Consider the following 16,771-nt stretch of genomic DNA (forward strand, 5'->3'; position numbering starts at 1 on the left):
TTCTTCGGCCGGCTGCGGGGCTGGGGCGGCGTCTCGGCGATGGCGGGTGCCTGTGTGCTGACGGCCTCGCTCACCCTGCTTCCGCTCTCCCACTCGGTCTCCCGGGCCCCGCAGGAGGCCGCGCAGCGCACGGCCACGGCGGTGCCCGCGGCGGCCGACGAGTGCCGGGAGCCGGAGCGCAGCGTGCGTGCCTCCGGCGCGGACGGCCCGTCGATCGAGAAGATCAAGGCCCGCGCCAACCGGAAGCTGGTCGTGGGGGTGGACCAGAACAGCTACCGGTGGGGGTATCTCAACCCGGACACCAAGGAGCCCCAGGGCTTCGACATCGACCTCGCCCGCGCCATAGCCAAGGACATCCTCGGGAGCGAGGACGATGTCATCTTCCGCGCCATCCCCACCAATCAGCGGATCCAGGCGCTGGAGAACGGCACGGTCGACCTGGTCGTCAGGACGATGACGATCACCTGTGACCGGGCCGAGCAGGTGGCGTTCTCGACGGCGTACTTCCAGACGGGCCAGCAGGTGCTCGCCCCGAAGGGGTCGACGATCACCGGGTTCAACCGGTCGCTCGCCGGCAAGCGGGTCTGCACGGCGGACGGTTCGACGGCGTACAAGGCGCTGGAGAAGAACTCGTTCGGGGCGATATTCAAGGACGAGCACGACGGAACCGACGAGGACGAGAACCAGCTCACGGTGGACAACCAGCTCGACTGCCTGGTCAGGCTCCAGCTCGGCCAGGCGGACGCGGTGGTGACGGACAACGCGCTGGCGGCCGGTCAGGCGGCCCAGGACCCGGCGGTGGAGCTGGTCGGCGAGCCGCTCGACCGGGAGTACTACGGGGTGGCGGCCAAGCTCGGCAACGACGACCTGGTGGCCCGGGTGAACAAGGTGCTGGACGGGTATCGCGCCGGTGGGGCGAACAGCCCCTGGATGCGCTCGTACGACATCTGGCTGAAGTCGGTGCTGCCGGGGATAACGGCGCCGCCCGAGGCCAAGTACCGGGACGGCTGAGGCGGCCGGGGCGAGGGCCGGCGCCGCGGGGGCGAAGGACGTACGGATCACGGCGGGTCACAGCGGAGCGGAGAGGTGATCGATGAGCGGTACGGGCTCCTTTCCCGACGCGGTGGAGGGGACACCGGGACCGGTGCTGGACCGGGACGAGGTGGACCGTGCCCTGGCGCGCCTCGAAGCGGAGCACGAGGCGATCGAGACCTCGCTGCTCGCCCTCCAGGACCACGCGGGGCGCCGGCTGCTCGAAGGCGCCGAGCTGACCGGGGTCACCAAGGACCGGTGGGCCACCGCCGAGGAGTCGATCACGCTGCTCTGGTCGTACTTCGACGCGTACACCGCCGCGCTCACCGGCGCCCGTGAGGCGCGCGCCCGGCGGCGCTGGCCGAACCGGGAGGACCTGCTGGAGCTGACGGAGACGCTGCGCGGCCGGGGGGTCACCGTCGCGGGGCCCGGCCGCGCGCTGCCCGGGTTCACCGGGCCCGCCCGGCTCTCCGAGCACTTCACGCTCGCCGAACTGGTGACGCGGATGAACGAGTTGTACGCGGGGTCGCTGGACATGGTGGTGGCCGCCGACGCCGTCTGGTCGGCGCTGCCCGCCCGGATCGACCTGCTCTCCGCCGAGTTGCGGCGCACCCGTTCGCTGGCGCACTCGGTGGGCGTACGGCCCGGGGAGCACCCGGCCGGGGACGACCTGGAGTCGATCACCCATGAGCTGACCGCGCTGCGCGCCCAGGTGATCTCCGATCCGCTCTCCTTCTGGCGCCCGGCGTCCGGGAGTTCGGCCCCGGGGGGCGGCCGGCCCGACACCGAGCGGTACGACCGGGCGGCCCGGGCGCTGGAGGACGTACGGGGTGAGATCGACGCGGTGCTGCGGGTGCGCCAGGACTCCGAGGAGCGGCTGATCCGGCTCCGGGACGTGCTCTCGCGGGCCGACCGCACGCTGGCCGAGGCGCGCACGGCGCGGGGCGAGGTGCTGGCGAAGATCGCGGCGTCGGAGGTGCCCGCGGTGAGCGGCCCGCCCACCGCGCTCCACGAACGCCTCTCGGCCGCCGCGGAGTACCGCAGGCACGCCCAGTGGCACCGGCTCTCGCCGCTCCTGGAGTCGCTGGAGCGGGAGGCCGAGGACGAGCTGCTGCGGGCCCGCGAGTCGCTGACCGCCGTCACGGCGCCGCTCGCGGTCCGCGCGGAGCTGCGCGGCAGGCTGGACGCGTACAAGGCGAAGGTGGCCCGGCACGGCATGGCCGAGGACCCGCTGCTGATCGAGCGGTACGACGTGGCGCGCCGGATGCTGTGGAGCGCGCCCTGCGATCTCCGCGTCGCCGAGCAGGCCGTGCTCCGCTACCAGCAGGCCGCCGCGGACACGCTCGTACCGGGCGGGCCACCGGGTCCGACCGACCGCAGGGGTGCGCCATGAGAGTCACCCGTACCACCGCCGTCGCCACCACGGGCGGCGGTTCGACGGAGCACGGAACGACAGCAGGGGAGCGGGGGGACGGATGAGCGGGAACACGGCGTGCCAGCGCCCCGGCTGTGAGGGCTCGTACGAGGACATGGGCGGCGGTGAGCTGTACTGCGACACCTGCGGGCTGGCCCCCGTCGTCTCCCCCAACGGGTCGCTGAACTCGCCGCCCACCGGGATCACCGGCGGCGGTGTGGACGGCGGCTCCGGGGGCGGCTCGGCGAAGGGGTCGGGCTCGGGGCCGGGGAGCGGGAACTCCGGGGACTCGGCCCGCGCGTCCGGGGGTTCGTCGCGCTCGTCGCGTTCATCGCGTTCGTCGACGTCAAGACGCTCGGTGTCCGGGCGGCTCTCGCGCTCGGTGTCGGGGCGGCTCTCGGCCCGCTCGGTCTCGGTGCGCAGCTCCGGCTCCGCCACCTCCTCCTCGGGGCGGGGCAGGCTCGGCGCCGGTCTGGTCGCCGTACCGGACGTGCCGCGCCCCGACCCGCGCTCCGCCGTCATGGAGCGCCCGGAGGTGCCCGAGCGGAAGCGGTACTGCTCGCGCTCGGACTGCGGTGCTCCGGTGGGCCGGGCGCGCGGCGGCCGGCCGGGGCGTACGGAGGGGTTCTGCACGAAGTGCGGCCACCCGTACTCGTTCGTGCCCAAGCTCCACCCGGGCCATGTGGTGCACGGGCAGTACGAGGTCGTGGGGTGTCTGGCCCACGGCGGGCTCGGCTGGATCTATCTGGCCGTCGACCGCGCCGTGTCGGACCGCTGGGTGGTCCTCAAGGGCCTGCTGGACACCGGGGACCAGGACGCCATGGAGGCGGCCATCTCGGAGCGGCGCTTCCTCGCCGAGATCGAGCACGCCAACATCGTCCGCATCTACAACTTCGTGGAACACCTCGACCAGCGCACGGGCTCCCTGGACGGCTACATCGTCATGGAGTACGTGGGCGGCAAGTCGCTCAAGGAGATCGCCAACGAGCGGCGTACGAGCGCCGGGAGACGCGACCCGCTCCCGGTCGAGCAGGCGTGCGCGTACGGGATCGAGGCGCTGGAGGCGCTGGGCCATCTGCACAGCAGGAACCTGCTGTACTGCGACTTCAAGGTCGACAACGCGATACAGACCGAGGACCAGCTCAAGCTGATCGACATGGGCGCGGTCCGCAGGATGGACGACGACGAGTCGGCGATCTACGGCACGGTGGGGTACCAGGCCCCCGAGGTGGCCGAGGTGGGGCCTTCGGTCGCCTCCGACCTGTACACGGTGGCGCGCACGCTGGCGGTGCTGACCTTCGACTTCCAGGGCTACACGAACGTGTTCGTGGACTCGCTGCCCGACCCGGAGAACATCGACGTCTTCCGCCGGTACGAGTCGTTCTACCGGCTGCTGGTACGGGCGACCGACCCGGATCCGGCCCAGCGGTTCTCGTCGGCGCAGGAGATGGCGGAGCAGCTCACGGGGGTGCTGCGGGAGGTGGTCGCGCTCCAGACGGGGCGTCCGCGCCCGGCGCTCTCCACCCTCTTCGGCCCCGAGCTGCGGGTCACGGACACGGAGCTGTTCGCGGAGCTGACGGAGGATGTCTCGCGGCTCGGGGCCCGTCCGGCGGCGCAGGGCGGCCTTTTCGGGCGGCGTGCGAAGGCCGGGGCCCCGGCCACGGGGTCCCTGGCCGGGGCGCTCCCTGCCGCCGGGGCGCTCCCGGGGAGTGCGCTCCCCGTCGCTCCCCCGCCCCCGGCCGCCGATCCCGCGCTTCCCGCGCTCCCTCCGCTGCCGCCGCTGCCCGCGCCCCGGAGCGGGGACGAGCCGGGGTACGGCGGGCCGGGGCCCCGGCTGGCGCCGCTCGACGCGGCGGCGACCGCGCTGGCGCTGCCCGTGCCCCGGGTCGACCCGGCGGATCCGAACGCGGGGTTCCTCGCCGCTCTGATGGCCACCGCCCCCGCCGAGCTGATCACGGCGCTGACCGCCGCCCCGGCCGACTCCGTGGAGCGCGGGCTGCGCGAGGTGCGGGCCCGGCTGGAGCTGGGCGAGGTGGCCACCGCCGTCGGGCTGCTGGACCTGCTGGAGGAGGACCGGGGCGACGAGTGGCGGGTGGTCTGGTACCGGGGGATCGTCTCGCTGGCGAGCGGCGACCACGAGAGCGCGGCGCTCTCCTTCGACGCGATCTACGACGCGTTCCCCGGCGAACCCGCCCCCAAGCTGGCGCTGGGGGTCTGCGCCGAGGTGCTGGGGCAGCTCGACAACGCCGCCGAGTACTACCGGCTGGTGTGGGCGACGGACCCGAGCCATGTCAGCGCCGCGTTCGGGCTGGCCCGGGTGCTGCTCGCCGCCGGTGACAGGGGCGGCGCGGTGGCGGCGCTGGAGTCGGTGCCCGAGGCGTCGATCCACTACACGGCGGCGCGGGTGGCGGCCGTACGGGCCCGGCTGCGCGAGCGCTCCGCCGTGCGGGGGTCAGGTCCGGGGGGTGCGGAGCCCGCGCTGATCGAGGATCTGACGGCGGCGGCGCACCAGGTCTCCGCGCTCCAGCGCTTCGATCTGGACGCGGTACGGCGGGAGCAGTTGTCGACGGAGGTTCTGGGCACCGCTCTGGACTGGGTACTCTCCGGTGGCCCGGAGGCGCGTCCGGTCGAGAGTGTGCTGCTCGGCAGCGAACTGGACGAGCGTGGTCTGCGTCTTGGACTGGAACGCTCGTACCGGGTACTCGCCCGGCTCGCTCAGGGTGGCGAGGAGAGGATCGAACTGGTGGAACGGGCCAACCGTTTCCGCCCCCGGACGTGGGTGTGATTGATGTCCCAGATGCACCGGTCGGCCGATCTGCCGACCTGCCCGAGCTGCGAGGAGCCGGTGGAGTCCGGTGACCTGTTCTGCGGCGGGTGCGGCCACGACCTGTCGGCCGCCCGGCAGCAGCCGGACGATCACCCCACGCTGGTCATGCACGGTGCGGGCCGGACCGACCCGCGCCCGCCCGCCGCCCCCGCACCGGCCGCACCGGCCGCCACGCCCGCACCGCCTCCTCCCCCGGCCGGCCAGGCCGCACCGCCCCTCCCACCGGCACCACCGGCCGCACCGGCGCGGGCGGCGGCGCCGGTGCCGCCCGCGCCGCCCGCCGCTCCCCCGGTACCGGCGGCCCCGGCGGGCGGGGTCGCATGGCCCTCGGCCTCCGGGGTGGACAGCTCGGGCACCCCGGCCCCGGTCCAGCTACCGGAGGACGTGCCGGGGCTCGACTCCCAGGGCACCCCGCTGCCGGACCACGCGGGCGACTTCCCGCTCGCCGCGCCGCACCCCGCTCCGGCTCCGGCTCCGGCCCCGGTGGCCGCCGTACCGTCGCACCAGGCCCCGGCCCAGACCCGTACCCCCGCCGCCTCCCCGGCGGCTCCGGCGGCGTCCCAGGGCGTGCCCTGTCCGCCCGAGGCGCCCGCCGCCACCGCCGACCCGCGCGCCGCCCGGGGCGGCGCCCCGGCCGCCAAGGTGAAGATCTGCGTCGCGTGCCGCGCCGGCCGGGTCGACACCGACGGCTACTGCGAGAACTGCGGGCACGCCCAGCCGCGCGAGCGCGACCACATGGAACGCGAGCTGGACACGGTGGCCGCCGTCAGCGACCGGGGGCTGCGTCATCACCGTAACGAGGACGCGTTCGCCGTCTCCTCCGCCGCCCTGCCGGACGGTTCGCCCGCCGTGGTGGCGGTGGTCTGTGACGGCGTCTCCTCGGCGACCCGCCCGGACGAGGCGTCGGCCGCCGCCTCCGCTTCGGCGAACGCCTCGCTGCTGGCCGCCCTGGAGCGCGGTACGCATCCGCAGCAAGGGATGCACGAGGCGATCGTGGCCGCCGCCGAGGCGGTCAACGCGCTGGCCACGACGGCGGCCCCGGCCCGCGACCACCACCATCACCAGGAGAACGCGCCCGCCTGCACCATCGTGAGCGCCGTCGTCGCGAACGGGCTGCTGGTCGTCGGCTGGATCGGCGACAGCAGGGCGTACTGGGTCCCGGACGACCGGGGCGCCCCGCCCGCCCGGCTCACCGAGGACGACTCGTGGGCCGCGCAGATGGTCGCGGCGGGGCTGATGAACGAGGCCGAGGCGTACGCCGACGAGCGCGCCCACGCGATCACCGGCTGGCTCGGCGCCGACGCGTACGAACTGGAGCCGCACACGGCGTCGTTCAAACCGGACCGCCCCGGCGTCGTGGTGGTCTGCACGGACGGGCTGTGGAACTACGCGGAGGGCGCCGACGAGATGGCGAGGGCGCTCCCCGCCGACGCGGCCCTGCGCCCGCTGCACGCGGCGCGGGTGCTGGTCGGGCACGCGCTCGACGGCGGGGGCCACGACAACGTAACAGTGGCCGTGGTGCCGTTCGCCCTCCCACCGCAGGGGGCAGGATCCGCGTGAGTACGAGGCCGCGCGGCCTCTACGGCGCGGGCCCTGCCCCGCCCGCGCCCTCGGCGCACCGGCCGGGCCCGCCGCTCCGCCCCGTCCCCCGCCCGTTCCCCCTCTCCCCCGTTCTTCCGACCGTTACAAGCCACCGACTCATCCCCGGGAGTTCTCCGCCGAGGGGAGCGTCAAGGAGCCGATACAGATGGCGAACTTCTCCAAGTCGAACGTGCCGCAGTTCTCCGTCGACGTGTACCAGAACGCCTACCTGCCCGAGGGCGGGCGCGATGTCAACGCGATTGTCACCGTCACCTCGACGGGGGGCGGGACGACCGGCGGGATACCGATCCTGGCGCCCACGGCGACGGCCTCCGCCGTCCCCGGGCCGAACCCGAAGGCGGCCGTGGTGATCATGGTCGACTGCTCGGGTTCGATGGACTACCCGCCGACGAAGATGCGGAACGCGCGGGACGCGACGGCCGCCGCCGTCGACACGCTCCGCGACGGGGTCGCCTTCGCGATCGTCGCCGGTACGCATGTGGCCAAGGAGGTCTACCCCGGTGACGGGCGCCTCGCGGTCGCCGACCCGCGCACCCGGGCGGCGGCCAAGGAGGCGCTGCGCGGGCTCGGCGCGGGCGGCGGTACGGCGATCGGCACCTGGCTCCGCCTCACCGACCGGCTGCTCGCCTCGGCCGATGTGGAGATCCGGCACGGCATCCTGCTCACCGACGGGCGCAACGAGCACGAGTCCCCGCAGGATCTCCGGGACACGCTGGAGAGCTGCGCGGGCCGGTTCACCTGTGACGCCCGGGGCGTCGGGACGGACTGGGAGGTGAAGGAGGTCACCTCGATCGCCTCCGCGCTGCTCGGCACCGCCGACATCGTCGCGGATCCGGCGGGGCTGGCCGCGGACTTCACCGAGATGATGGCCGAAGCGATGGGCAAGGAGGTCGCGGATGTCGCCCTGCGGCTCTGGACCCCGGTCGGGGTGGAGATCGTCTTCGTCAAGCAGGTCGCGCCGACCGTCGAGGACCTGACCGGCCGGCGTACCGAGTCGGGGCCCCGCTCCGGGGACTACCCGACGGGCTCCTGGGGCGACGAGTCGCGCGACTACCACGTGTGCGTACGGGTCCCCGAGGCGGGCATCGGCCAGGAGATGCTCGCCGCCCGGGTCTCGCTGATCCTGCCGGCGCCGGGCGGCGGCGCCCCCGAGGTGCTGTCCCAAGGGCTGGTACGGGCGGTGTGGACGGATGACATGGCGGCCTCCACCTCGATCAACCCCCAGGTCGCCCACTACACGGGCCAGGCGGAGCTGGCGCAGGTCATCCAACAGGGGCTGGACGCCCGCAAATCGGGAGATTTCGACGGCGCTACCGCCAAACTGGGACGGGCTGTTCAACTGGCCGCGTCCTCCGGGAACGCGGATACTGCGAAACTGCTTTCGAAGGTGGTCGACGTGGTCGATGCGGCGACCGGTACTGTGCGACTGAAGGCGAAAGTCGCGGATGCGGACGAGATGACCCTCGAAACGCGTTCCACGAAGACTGTTCGCGTCAAGAAGTAAGCGACATCAGCGAAGCAAGCGAGAGCGGTCCACGGACCGCTTGGAGAGCGGCCCATGGGCCGGACGAGAGGAGGAAGCGCCGACATGCCGACCTGCCCGAACGGACACCAGTCGGGTTCCGAGGACTGGTGCGAGGTCTGCGGACACCGCATGGCCGGCCCCGGTGCCCCGGCGGGCGCCGTTCCCCCGCCCCCTCCCCCGCCGCCGCCCGCGCCCGGCTACGGCTATCCGCCGGGCGGCCCGGAGCCGGCCGCCGCGCAGCCCGAGCTGTGCCCGCAGTGCCGTACGCCCCGGGAGGCGATGGCCCCGTTCTGTGAGGAGTGCCGCTGGAACTTCCTCACGAACACGGCGACCTCGTACACCCCGCTCGCGCCGCACCCGGGTCCCTCCGGTCCCGTCGGGGGGCCCGGCTCCACCGGTCCGGTGCCCGGGCTGAACCTGCCGCCCGGCTTCCAGGCGCAGCAGCAGCCGCCCCGGCCGCCGGATCCGTTCGAGTACCAGAGCTCGCGCCCCTCGCAGCTCAACCGTCCCGCCGAGGCCCTCTCCCCGGAGCAGTCGGTGCCGCCCGGCGCTCCGCACGGGGGTCCGCCGGCGCCCCCGGTGCCGGATTACTCACGGCCGGACTTCGCGCAGCCGGGGCCGCCCGCCCCGCCGCCGTACCACCAGGGCCCGCCGCCGCCCCCGCCGTACCAGCGGGAGGAGGCGCCGGTCCCGCCGCCCGCCGCCGCGTTCGCGCCCGCCGCGCCCGCTCCGGCCGTACCGAAGGCCGACGACGACTGGTCGCTGGCGCCGCCCGTGGCCGCTTCGCCGCTCTCGGCACCGGTCTCGTCCCCTGTCCCGGCGCCGCAGGGTCCGCACGGCGGTCCCGGGACCGGGACCACCGGGGCGCAGGATCCGGGGCAGTACCGGCCGCCGGGTCCGCAGCCGACCTGGACGGCGGTCATCGGGCCGGACCGTGAGTACTTCATGGCGATGATGCAGCGCAGCGGCCCGGAGGCCACCGGGCTGAACCTGCCCGCGTTCTCGCCCGAGCAGCGGCTCTCGCTGACCGGCAACCAGATCGCGATCGGCCGCCGCCGGCACTCCACGGGACAGTCGCCCGACATCGACCTGTCGGTGCCGCCGGAGGACCCGGGCGTCTCGCACCAGCACGCGGTCCTGGTCCACCAGCCGGACGGGAGCTGGTCGGTCGTCGACCAGAACTCGACCAACGGCACGACGCTCAACGGCGCCGAGGACCCCATACAGCCGTTCGTCCCCGTCCCGCTCGCGGACGGCGACCGGGTGCATGTGGGCGCCTGGACGACGATCACCATCCACCGGGACTGACATCCGGGACCGACATGCCGGGTCTGCCGGGTCCTGCCGGCACCGCTCAGAACCCGCGCAGGACCGGCACGGGACTTGCTCGGGACCCGCTCAGGGGCCGCCTCCGGACTCTCCGGACGCGGCCCCTGAGCCGTAGGACCGTACGTCCGGTCCGAGCGGCCAGACATACGGGCCCGCCGGGTCGTCCAGCCACGCCCACTCGCCCTCCTCGGTGACGGTGACGCCGTACCGCTCGCGCTCCGGGCGCCGCTCGCGCTCCCAGAGCGAGAGCGCCTCGCGCGGGTCGAGCCGGCCCGCCGTCAGGGCGAGAAGGAAGCGGAACAGCTCGTTCTCCCCCGCCCGCCGGGGCAGTCCGCCCAGTGAGCGGTACGGTACGGGGCGCCTGGCCGGGGTGCCCCTCAGCGGGACGAAGTACGCCGCGGTGTGCAGGAAGTGCCCCTCCGCGTACCGGCCGGACGGTGTCCCGGTCACCCGGAGCACGACCAGGCCGGTGGCGAGCGGCGCCAGGATCCGGGCCCCTGGGCGGCACTGCGCGATCCAGGCGTGCGGGATGGCGGGCAGGGTGCAGGTCGCGATCACCCGGTCGTACGGCGCCCGCTCGGGGACCCCGCGCGCCCCGTCCCCGGTGACGACGGTGGGCCGGTACCCGGCGGCGGCGAGATGGGTACGGGCGGACTCGGTGATCTCCGGCTCCAGGTCGATGGTGGTGACATGGGAGTCGCCGAGCCGGTGGGCGAGGAGGGCCGCGTTGTAGCCGCTGCCCGCGCCGATCTCCAGGACGTCGTCACCGTCCCGTACCTCCAGCTCCACCAGCATGCGGGCCATCAGGGAGGGCTGGCTGCTGGAGGAGATCAGCTCGCCGTCCCGGACCCGGACGGCGAGCGGGGCGTCCGCGTACGCGCCGCGCAGCCAGCGCCTCCGGCGCCCGGGGTCCGGGTCGCCGCTCCAGAGCCGGTCCCAGCCGCCGGGCCTGCTGACGAAGTAGTACGGCACGAACAGGTGGCGCGGCACCTCCTCGAACGCCGCCCGCCAGGCGGGCTCGTCCAGCGCCCCGGTCAGCGCGATCTCCCGGAGCAGACCGGCGCGCGCCGCCAGGGCGGCCGCCTCGTCGGGGCCGTACGGGCCGGCCCGGTGTGCGCCCATCTCTCCACTGTCCTGGCTGAGCGCCCGGGAAGCGAACGGACGGCAAGGAACGCGCAGCGGACGGACAGCGGACGGGCCGAACAGAAGTCCTAGGACCGGGGTCCTCCGCCGCCGCGTCTGAGACGATGGAGCGGTGAACGATATTCCGCGCGACACGCTGCCGGAGCAGACCTTCTACGAGCAGGTCGGCGGCGAGGAGACCTTCCGGCGCCTGGTCCACCGCTTCTACCAGGGGGTCGCCGAGGACCCGCTGCTCCGGCCGATGTACCCGGAGGAGGACCTGGGTCCGGCCGAGGAGCGGTTCGCGCTCTTCCTGATGCAGTACTGGGGCGGCCCGCGCACCTACAGCGAGAACCGGGGCCACCCCCGGCTGCGGATGCGGCACGCCCCGTTCCCGGTCGACCGCGCGGCGCACGACGCCTGGCTGCGGAACATGCGGGTGGCGCTGGATGGGCTGGGGCTCGCGGAGGAGCACGAGCGGCAGCTCTGGGACTACCTCACCTACGCCGCCGCCTCGATGGTGAACACGGCGGGCTGACCCGGCCCCGTACGCCCCGTACGCCCCGCCCGTACCCCCGTACCCCTTTATGCCGCTGCCCCGCTCCTGTCGCGTACGGGAGCGGGGCAGCGGCGTGGCCGGGGCTGATACCGGTCAGGCCGGGGTGACCGTCAGGCCGCCGAGCCCGGCCAGGCGGACCGCTATCGAGCCGTACGGGGTACGGAGCCGGAGCCACCCTCCGGACTCCAGCAGCGCCAGCGGCTCCGGCGTCACCGGCGCCCCGGGGGCGCCTCCGGCGGGCACCAGCGCGCGCACCGGGCGCAGGAAGCCCAGCGACTGCGCGGCGTGCACGGCGCGCAGCGGGAGCCGGGTGTCACCGAGGGTGCGGGACCAGATCTCCCGGCCGATCCGGTCGCGCGCGGCGCGGGTGCGCTCCCCCGGCGCGAGCTGTTCGTCCCGGGCGCGGAACTCCGCGACGGCCGCCGCCACCGCGCGCCGTACGGCGTCGAAGCCGGGGAGTCCGGGGACCTGGCGCCAGCCGCCGCGCGGCGGGAGCACCCCGGCCCAGGGCGGCCCGGTCACGGCGGCGGGGACGGCGGCGGTACGTGTCGTCCGCCCGGCGGGACCGGAGCCGGCGGCGGCCGGGGTGTCCAGGGAGTCGAGAAGCTGCCCCGCGGAGACCGTGACGTCCAGCGGGTCGGCGGCGGCCCCGGCCGGGTGCGGGGCGCCGAGCCGGGCCGTACGGATGGCGAGCACCTCGAAGGAGGCGGGGCGGCCGAAGACCGCCAGCGCCCCGCCCGCGTCCCCGCCGCCCGCCTGGAGACGGACGGCGGCGGCGCGGTCGTAGTGGATCAGCCGGGCGAGGAAGGCGCCGAGGTCGGCGGCCTCCCTCGGGTCGGCGAACTCCAGGGTTCTGACGGCCATGGTCATGCCGCGAGCGCGCCCTGGCCGTCGTCCAGGTACTCCTGGAGGTACGCCTTCTCCTCGGCGGTGATCCGCCGGGGCCGCCCCGCCTCCAGGTCGTACGGGACGACGACGGTCGAGGCCCGTACATACACCTGGTCGCCGTCCTTGATCTCGCAGGAGATCGTCAGGGTGGCGGCGGTGATCTTCGTCACCCAGGACTCGATGGTGACCGGCTGGTGCCGGTGGACCAGCGGGAGCTTGTAGTCGATCTCGTGCCGGGCCACGACGGACCCGCCGGAGAACGACGGCGAGCCGTCCCCCGGCGCGAGCCGGAACATGAAGTCGACCCGGGCCTCCTCCAGATAGCTGATGAAGACCGCGTTGTTGACATGCCCGAAGGCATCCATGTCCGACCAGCGCAGAGGGCAGCTGTAGGTATGACGAGCCATGTCCGTGTCAGTCCCGCGTGAGCTTCTTGTAGGTGGCGCGGTGCGGGCGGGCCGCGTCGGCGCCGAGCCGCTCGATCTTGTTCTTCTCGTACGACTCGAAGTTGCCCTCGAACCAGAACCACTTGGAGTCGCCCTCGTACGCGAGGATGTGCGTGGCGACGCGGTCCAGGAACCACCGGTCGTGGGAGACGACCACGGCCGCGCCCGGGAACTCCAGCAGCGCGTTCTCCAGCGAGGAGAGCGTCTCGACGTCGAGGTCGTTGGTGGGCTCGTCGAGGAGGAGCAGGTTGCCGCCCTGCTTGAGGGTGAGCGCCAGGTTGAGGCGGTTGCGCTCACCGCCGGAGAGGACGCCGGCGGGCTTCTGCTGGTCCGGGCCCTTGAAGCCGAAGGCGGAGACATAGGCGCGCGAGGGCATCTCGACCTGGCCGACGTTGATGTAGTCGAGCTCGTCGGAGACGACCGCCCAGAGGGTCTTCTTCGGGTCGATGTTGCCCCGGCCCTGGTCGACATAGCTGATCTTGACGGTGTCGCCGACCTTGATGGTGCCGGAGTCCGGCTCCTCCAGGCCCTGGATCATCTTGAACAGGGTGGTCTTGCCGGCGCCGTTGGGGCCGATGACCCCGACGATGCCGTTGCGCGGGAGGGAGAAGGAGAGGTCGTCGATGAGGACCTTCTCGCCGAACGCCTTGGAGAGGTTCTCCACCTCGACGACGACATTGCCGAGCCGGGGCCCCGGCGGGATCTGGATCTCCTCGAAGTCCAGCTTCCGCATCTTGTCGGCCTCGGCGGCCATCTCCTCGTAACGGGCGAGGCGGGCCTTGGACTTGGCCTGGCGGCCCTTGGCGTTGGAGCGGACCCACTCCAGCTCTTCCTTGAGCCGCTTGGCGCGCTTGGCGTCCTTCTGGCCCTCGACCTTGAGACGGGTCTGCTTGGTCTCCAGGTACGTGGAGTAGTTGCCCTCGTAGCCGATGGCGCGGCCCCGGTCGAGCTCCAGGATCCACCCGGCGACGTTGTCGAGGAAGTACCGGTCGTGGGTGACGGCGACGACGGTGCCGGCGTACTTGGCGAGGTGCTGCTCCAGCCACTGGACGGACTCGGCGTCCAGGTGGTTGGTGGGCTCGTCGAGGAGGAGCAGGTCGGGCGCTTCGAGCAGCAGCTTGCAGAGCGCGACGCGGCGGCGCTCACCACCGGAGAGGTTGGTGACGGGCCAGTCGCCGGGCGGGCAGCCGAGGGCGTCCATGGCCTGTTCGAGCTGGGTGTCCAGGTCCCAGGCGTTGGCGTGGTCCAGGTCCTCCTGGAGCTTGCCCATCTCCTCCATGAGGGCGTCGGAGTAGTCCGTCGCCATCAGCTCGGCCACCTCGTTGAAGCGGGTGAGCTTGCCCATGATCTCGGCGGCGCCGTCCTGGACGTTCTGGAGGACGGTCTTGGACTCGTCGAGCGGCGGCTCCTGGAGGAGCATGCCGACGGTGTACCCCGGGGAGAGGAACGCGTCGCCGTTGGAGGGCTGCTCAAGGCCCGCCATGATCTTCAGCACGGTGGACTTTCCGGCGCCGTTCGGACCCACCACACCGATCTTCGCGCCCGGCAGGAAGCTCAGCGTCACGTCATCGAGGATGACCTTGTCGCCGTGCGCCTTGCGCGTCTTGCGCATCGTGTAGATGTACTCAGCCAAGAGAAACCGTCCGGCAATCGAGAAGGGCCAATGTGCGGCTCCGCCGCGTGAGGGCAGATACACCCATCTTGCCTGACGGCCGCCCCCCGAAGGAAACCCGTTCCGAAAGGTGTGGCCCCCGCGACAGGGCCCCACAGTACGGAAGCGGCCCCCAGGACATCCGTCTGTCCTGGGGGCCGCTTCCGTACCGCCGGTCGCCGGGTCACCCGGCGCTCACCGGCCCTCACGCACCGGTACCCGCCCGTACGCGCCGGTGGTCACTCCCCGGCGGTGGGGCCGTTCTTCTTGCGGAGGAAGTAGACGGCGCCGCCGCCGACCACGACGAGGGCGATGGCGACGCCCGCGATCACCGGGGTGGCGCCGGAGGAGCCGGTCTCGGCGAGGTCGCCGGTGGGGACGCCCGCCGTGCCGGCGCCCGCCGAGGAGGCGGAGAAGGGCTGGGCGGAGGCCTGCTGGGTGACGGTGCCGAGGTTGCCGGTGGTGACGCAGTCCAGGACGCCTTCGAAGGTCTTGGAGAAGCCGCCGGTACCGGTGACGGTCAGGGCGTACGCCTCGTCCTCGGCGACCGGGACGACGACCGTGGTGGAGCCGCCGGGGGCGACGGAGTGCTCCTCGCCGCCCACCTCGAAGACGAACGGCTCGTCGCCCTCGTTGGCGGCGGTGATGTCGATGCCGCCCTTGTCGCAGTTCTTACGGGCGGAGACGGCCGGGATCGGGCCCTCGGTGGCCCAGGTGGCGGTCGCCGTCGCGGAGACGGTGGAGTCGCTGGAACCGGCGAGGATCTGGGTCTGGCTCTTGGTCACCCCGGCGAAGACGCGGCCCACCGGCAGGGAGGTGGTGGCCTGCACGCCGAGGGAGGCGGTGCCGTCGGTGGCGTCCTCGGGCACGTCGAAGTAGAGCTCCGTGCCGTCGGTGGCGGTGGTGACGGGGGTGCCGTTCCGGTCGGTGATCCGGACGCCGCTGGCGGCGGCGTCGGCGGGCGGCGTCACCGAGACCCCGGTGGCGTCGGTCCGTACGGTCACGGGGCCCAGCCGGTCACCGGGGCGGCCGGAGACCACACCGGGCTCCAGGGTGAGCGACGCCTTGGGCTCGGTGCTGTTCCGGGCGCTCTTCTGGAGCCAGTCGGCGAGCTTCTCGGCGGCGGGGTCGCTCGCCTCGACATCGGCGTCGTCCGAATACCGCCAGATCGCGACCTGGGTGCCGGCCGCCGCGGTCTTCTCGGTGAGCGGCCCGCTGCCCGCGCTGGCGGCGAGCGCGGAGAGGTCGTCGACCTGCGGGTAGGAGTGCTCCAGGATCCAGCGGATCCGGCCCGCGTTCGGATTGGCCCCGAGGGAGGTCTCGTCCCAGGGTGTCTCCAGGTACTTCGCCTGGTCCTGGGTGGGGTTGTGGAGGTCGACGCAGTACGTCTTGAGCTTGCCGCCGCCGTCCACGGTCATCTCGAAGAGGCCCGCGGGGACCTTCTGGTCCGTGCCGTCCGCGTGGAGCACCGCATCGCCGTACGTCTTGAGCCCATCGAGGGTGGCGGCGGCGCCGCCCTGGTGGTGGGAGCCGTCGTCGGCCACGGCGGTGCCGGCACCGGTCAGCGAGGCGAGCGCCACCAGGCCCGAAGCGAGGAAGACGGCGGCGAGGCGGGCCGCGCCCCGCCGCCGCCCGGATGACCCAGATATCGCAGAAAACACAGAATTCCCCTTCGGGCGAGGTCCTTTCGCGTGGAACACGTGGGGGGCCGCTCGCCTGAGACTCAAGTGCCCGGTGAGTACCCGGGAATCCTATGGACGCCGAGAAGCGCTCAAGGACGCCCGGCCCCTCGGGCCACCGTTCCGAATCGGAATCGTTATCCAGTGGCCGATACACACAGGGAAGGTGACCGAGAGTATCGGGAAATCTTCACAACCCCCCGTCAGGACACCGGAGTCGGCGCCTCCGGCTGACGACCGGTCAGCGCGTGCTCCCTGGCCGCCCGTCTGAACGCGGAGGTGCCCCGGCTCAGGTCATGGCCCACGGCGACCGCGTCGATCTCCGCCGAGACGCGCCACCGCCCCTCCCGCTCCTCTTCCCTGACCCGCAACCTGCCGTGCACCACCAGCGGTTCGCCCACCGCGACGGAGGCCGCCAGGTTGACTCCGAGTGTCCGCCGCGCCCACACCGTGTAGAAGCTGGTGGGCCCGTCCGTCCAGGCGCCGCGCTCCCGGTCCCAGCGGCGCGCGGTCGCCGCGAATCGGAACCGCGCGGACCCGCCCCGCTCCGACTCCCTGAATTCCACCCCTGTGGCGACATTCCCCACCACGGTTACCAGCGTGTCGTTCATAATCCGCCTCCCGTACGGCCGCATTCGACTGGTCCCATGGTGGCCCGGGCGGAAAGAATGTGCTGGCGCCTGTGGATTACCTGTCA

General features: G+C 73.4%; 13 protein-coding genes. 7 read left to right on the plus strand and 6 right to left on the minus strand.

The window, feature by feature from the left end; genetic code table 11:
- Positions 1-39: 39 nt before the first annotated feature.
- From AB0O07_RS27780 to AB0O07_RS27805, 6 genes are all read left to right on the plus strand, one after another.
- Positions 40-1,011 carry a glutamate ABC transporter substrate-binding protein gene (locus AB0O07_RS27780; protein ID WP_365638273.1) on the plus strand — a complete coding sequence of 324 codons (972 nt, stop codon included), beginning with the start codon at positions 40-42 and terminating at the stop codon, positions 1,009-1,011.
- Positions 1,012-1,093: 82 nt separating this feature from the next.
- Positions 1,094-2,425: a hypothetical protein gene (locus AB0O07_RS27785; RefSeq protein WP_365638130.1), complete on the plus strand. Its 1,332-nt coding sequence runs from the start codon at positions 1,094-1,096 to the stop codon at positions 2,423-2,425.
- A gap of 82 nt (positions 2,426-2,507) precedes the next feature.
- Positions 2,508-5,231, plus strand: coding sequence for a tetratricopeptide repeat protein (locus tag AB0O07_RS27790; protein WP_365638133.1), 2,724 nt, complete (start codon positions 2,508-2,510; stop codon positions 5,229-5,231).
- 3 nt (positions 5,232-5,234) lie between these two features.
- Positions 5,235-6,833 carry a protein phosphatase 2C domain-containing protein gene (locus AB0O07_RS27795; RefSeq protein WP_365638135.1) on the plus strand — a complete coding sequence of 533 codons (1,599 nt, stop codon included), beginning with the start codon at positions 5,235-5,237 and terminating at the stop codon, positions 6,831-6,833.
- A gap of 187 nt (positions 6,834-7,020) precedes the next feature.
- Positions 7,021-8,379, plus strand: coding sequence for a VWA domain-containing protein (locus tag AB0O07_RS27800; RefSeq protein ID WP_365638138.1), 1,359 nt, complete (start codon positions 7,021-7,023; stop codon positions 8,377-8,379).
- An 84-nt stretch (positions 8,380-8,463) separates the two neighbouring features.
- On the plus strand, positions 8,464-9,708 hold the full coding sequence (locus tag AB0O07_RS27805) for an FHA domain-containing protein (protein WP_365638139.1): 1,245 nt from the start codon (positions 8,464-8,466) through the stop codon (positions 9,706-9,708).
- A gap of 90 nt (positions 9,709-9,798) precedes the next feature.
- Here AB0O07_RS27805 and AB0O07_RS27810 read toward each other — a convergent pair whose 3' ends face one another.
- On the minus strand, positions 9,799-10,851 hold the full coding sequence (locus AB0O07_RS27810) for a methyltransferase domain-containing protein (RefSeq protein ID WP_365638141.1): 1,053 nt from the start codon (positions 10,849-10,851) through the stop codon (positions 9,799-9,801).
- Between the two features lie 133 nt (positions 10,852-10,984).
- Here AB0O07_RS27810 and AB0O07_RS27815 point away from each other — a divergent pair, with 133 nt between their 5' ends.
- A complete protein-coding gene (locus tag AB0O07_RS27815; protein ID WP_365638143.1) occupies positions 10,985-11,389 on the plus strand; it encodes a globin in 405 nt (134 codons plus the stop codon).
- A gap of 114 nt (positions 11,390-11,503) precedes the next feature.
- On the opposite strand, the gene AB0O07_RS27820 is transcribed toward AB0O07_RS27815, so the two are convergent.
- The 5 genes from AB0O07_RS27820 to AB0O07_RS27840 all read right to left on the minus strand — a co-directional run bounded on the left by AB0O07_RS27820 (position 11,504) and on the right by AB0O07_RS27840 (position 16,685).
- Positions 11,504-12,280 (minus strand): hypothetical protein, encoded by a 777-nt coding sequence (locus AB0O07_RS27820; RefSeq protein WP_365638146.1) that lies wholly within the window; start codon positions 12,278-12,280, stop codon positions 11,504-11,506.
- Complete coding sequence (locus tag AB0O07_RS27825) at positions 12,277-12,705, minus strand: thioesterase family protein (RefSeq protein WP_365638148.1); 429 nt, start codon at positions 12,703-12,705, stop codon at positions 12,277-12,279. Before AB0O07_RS27825 ends, AB0O07_RS27820 begins: the two co-directional genes overlap by 4 nt.
- Positions 12,706-12,712: 7 nt before the next feature.
- Positions 12,713-14,377, minus strand: coding sequence for an energy-dependent translational throttle protein EttA (gene ettA / locus AB0O07_RS27830; protein WP_365638150.1), 1,665 nt, complete (start codon positions 14,375-14,377; stop codon positions 12,713-12,715).
- 257 nt (positions 14,378-14,634) lie between these two features.
- Entirely contained in the window at positions 14,635-16,056 is a 1,422-nt protein-coding gene (locus AB0O07_RS27835) for a Cys-Gln thioester bond-forming surface protein (RefSeq protein WP_365638153.1), read from the minus strand.
- A gap of 221 nt (positions 16,057-16,277) precedes the next feature.
- Positions 16,278-16,685: a single-stranded DNA-binding protein gene (locus AB0O07_RS27840; RefSeq protein ID WP_365638156.1), complete on the minus strand. Its 408-nt coding sequence runs from the start codon at positions 16,683-16,685 to the stop codon at positions 16,278-16,280.
- Between the last annotated feature and the right edge of the window lie 86 nt (positions 16,686-16,771).

The organism is Streptomyces sp. NPDC093085 (assembly GCF_040683935.1).
Taxonomy (GTDB): domain Bacteria; phylum Actinomycetota; class Actinomycetes; order Streptomycetales; family Streptomycetaceae; genus Streptomyces.

What these genes read in the sequence shown, in the direction of transcription:
- AB0O07_RS27780 (WP_365638273.1), top strand. Translation starts at nt 40, where the DNA reads ATGGCGGGTGCCTGTGTGCTGACGGCCTCGCTCACCCTGCTTCCGCTC.
- AB0O07_RS27785 (WP_365638130.1), top strand. Translation starts at nt 1,094, where the DNA reads ATGAGCGGTACGGGCTCCTTTCCCGACGCGGTGGAGGGGACACCGGGA.
- AB0O07_RS27790 (WP_365638133.1), top strand. Translation starts at nt 2,508, where the DNA reads ATGAGCGGGAACACGGCGTGCCAGCGCCCCGGCTGTGAGGGCTCGTAC.
- AB0O07_RS27795 (WP_365638135.1), top strand. Translation starts at nt 5,235, where the DNA reads ATGTCCCAGATGCACCGGTCGGCCGATCTGCCGACCTGCCCGAGCTGC.
- AB0O07_RS27800 (WP_365638138.1), top strand. Translation starts at nt 7,021, where the DNA reads ATGGCGAACTTCTCCAAGTCGAACGTGCCGCAGTTCTCCGTCGACGTG.
- AB0O07_RS27805 (WP_365638139.1), top strand. Translation starts at nt 8,464, where the DNA reads ATGCCGACCTGCCCGAACGGACACCAGTCGGGTTCCGAGGACTGGTGC.
- AB0O07_RS27810 (WP_365638141.1), bottom strand. Translation starts at nt 10,851, where the DNA reads ATGGGCGCACACCGGGCCGGCCCGTACGGCCCCGACGAGGCGGCCGCC.
- AB0O07_RS27820 (WP_365638146.1), bottom strand. Translation starts at nt 12,280, where the DNA reads ATGACCATGGCCGTCAGAACCCTGGAGTTCGCCGACCCGAGGGAGGCC.
- AB0O07_RS27825 (WP_365638148.1), bottom strand. Translation starts at nt 12,705, where the DNA reads ATGGCTCGTCATACCTACAGCTGCCCTCTGCGCTGGTCGGACATGGAT.
- AB0O07_RS27840 (WP_365638156.1), bottom strand. Translation starts at nt 16,685, where the DNA reads ATGAACGACACGCTGGTAACCGTGGTGGGGAATGTCGCCACAGGGGTG.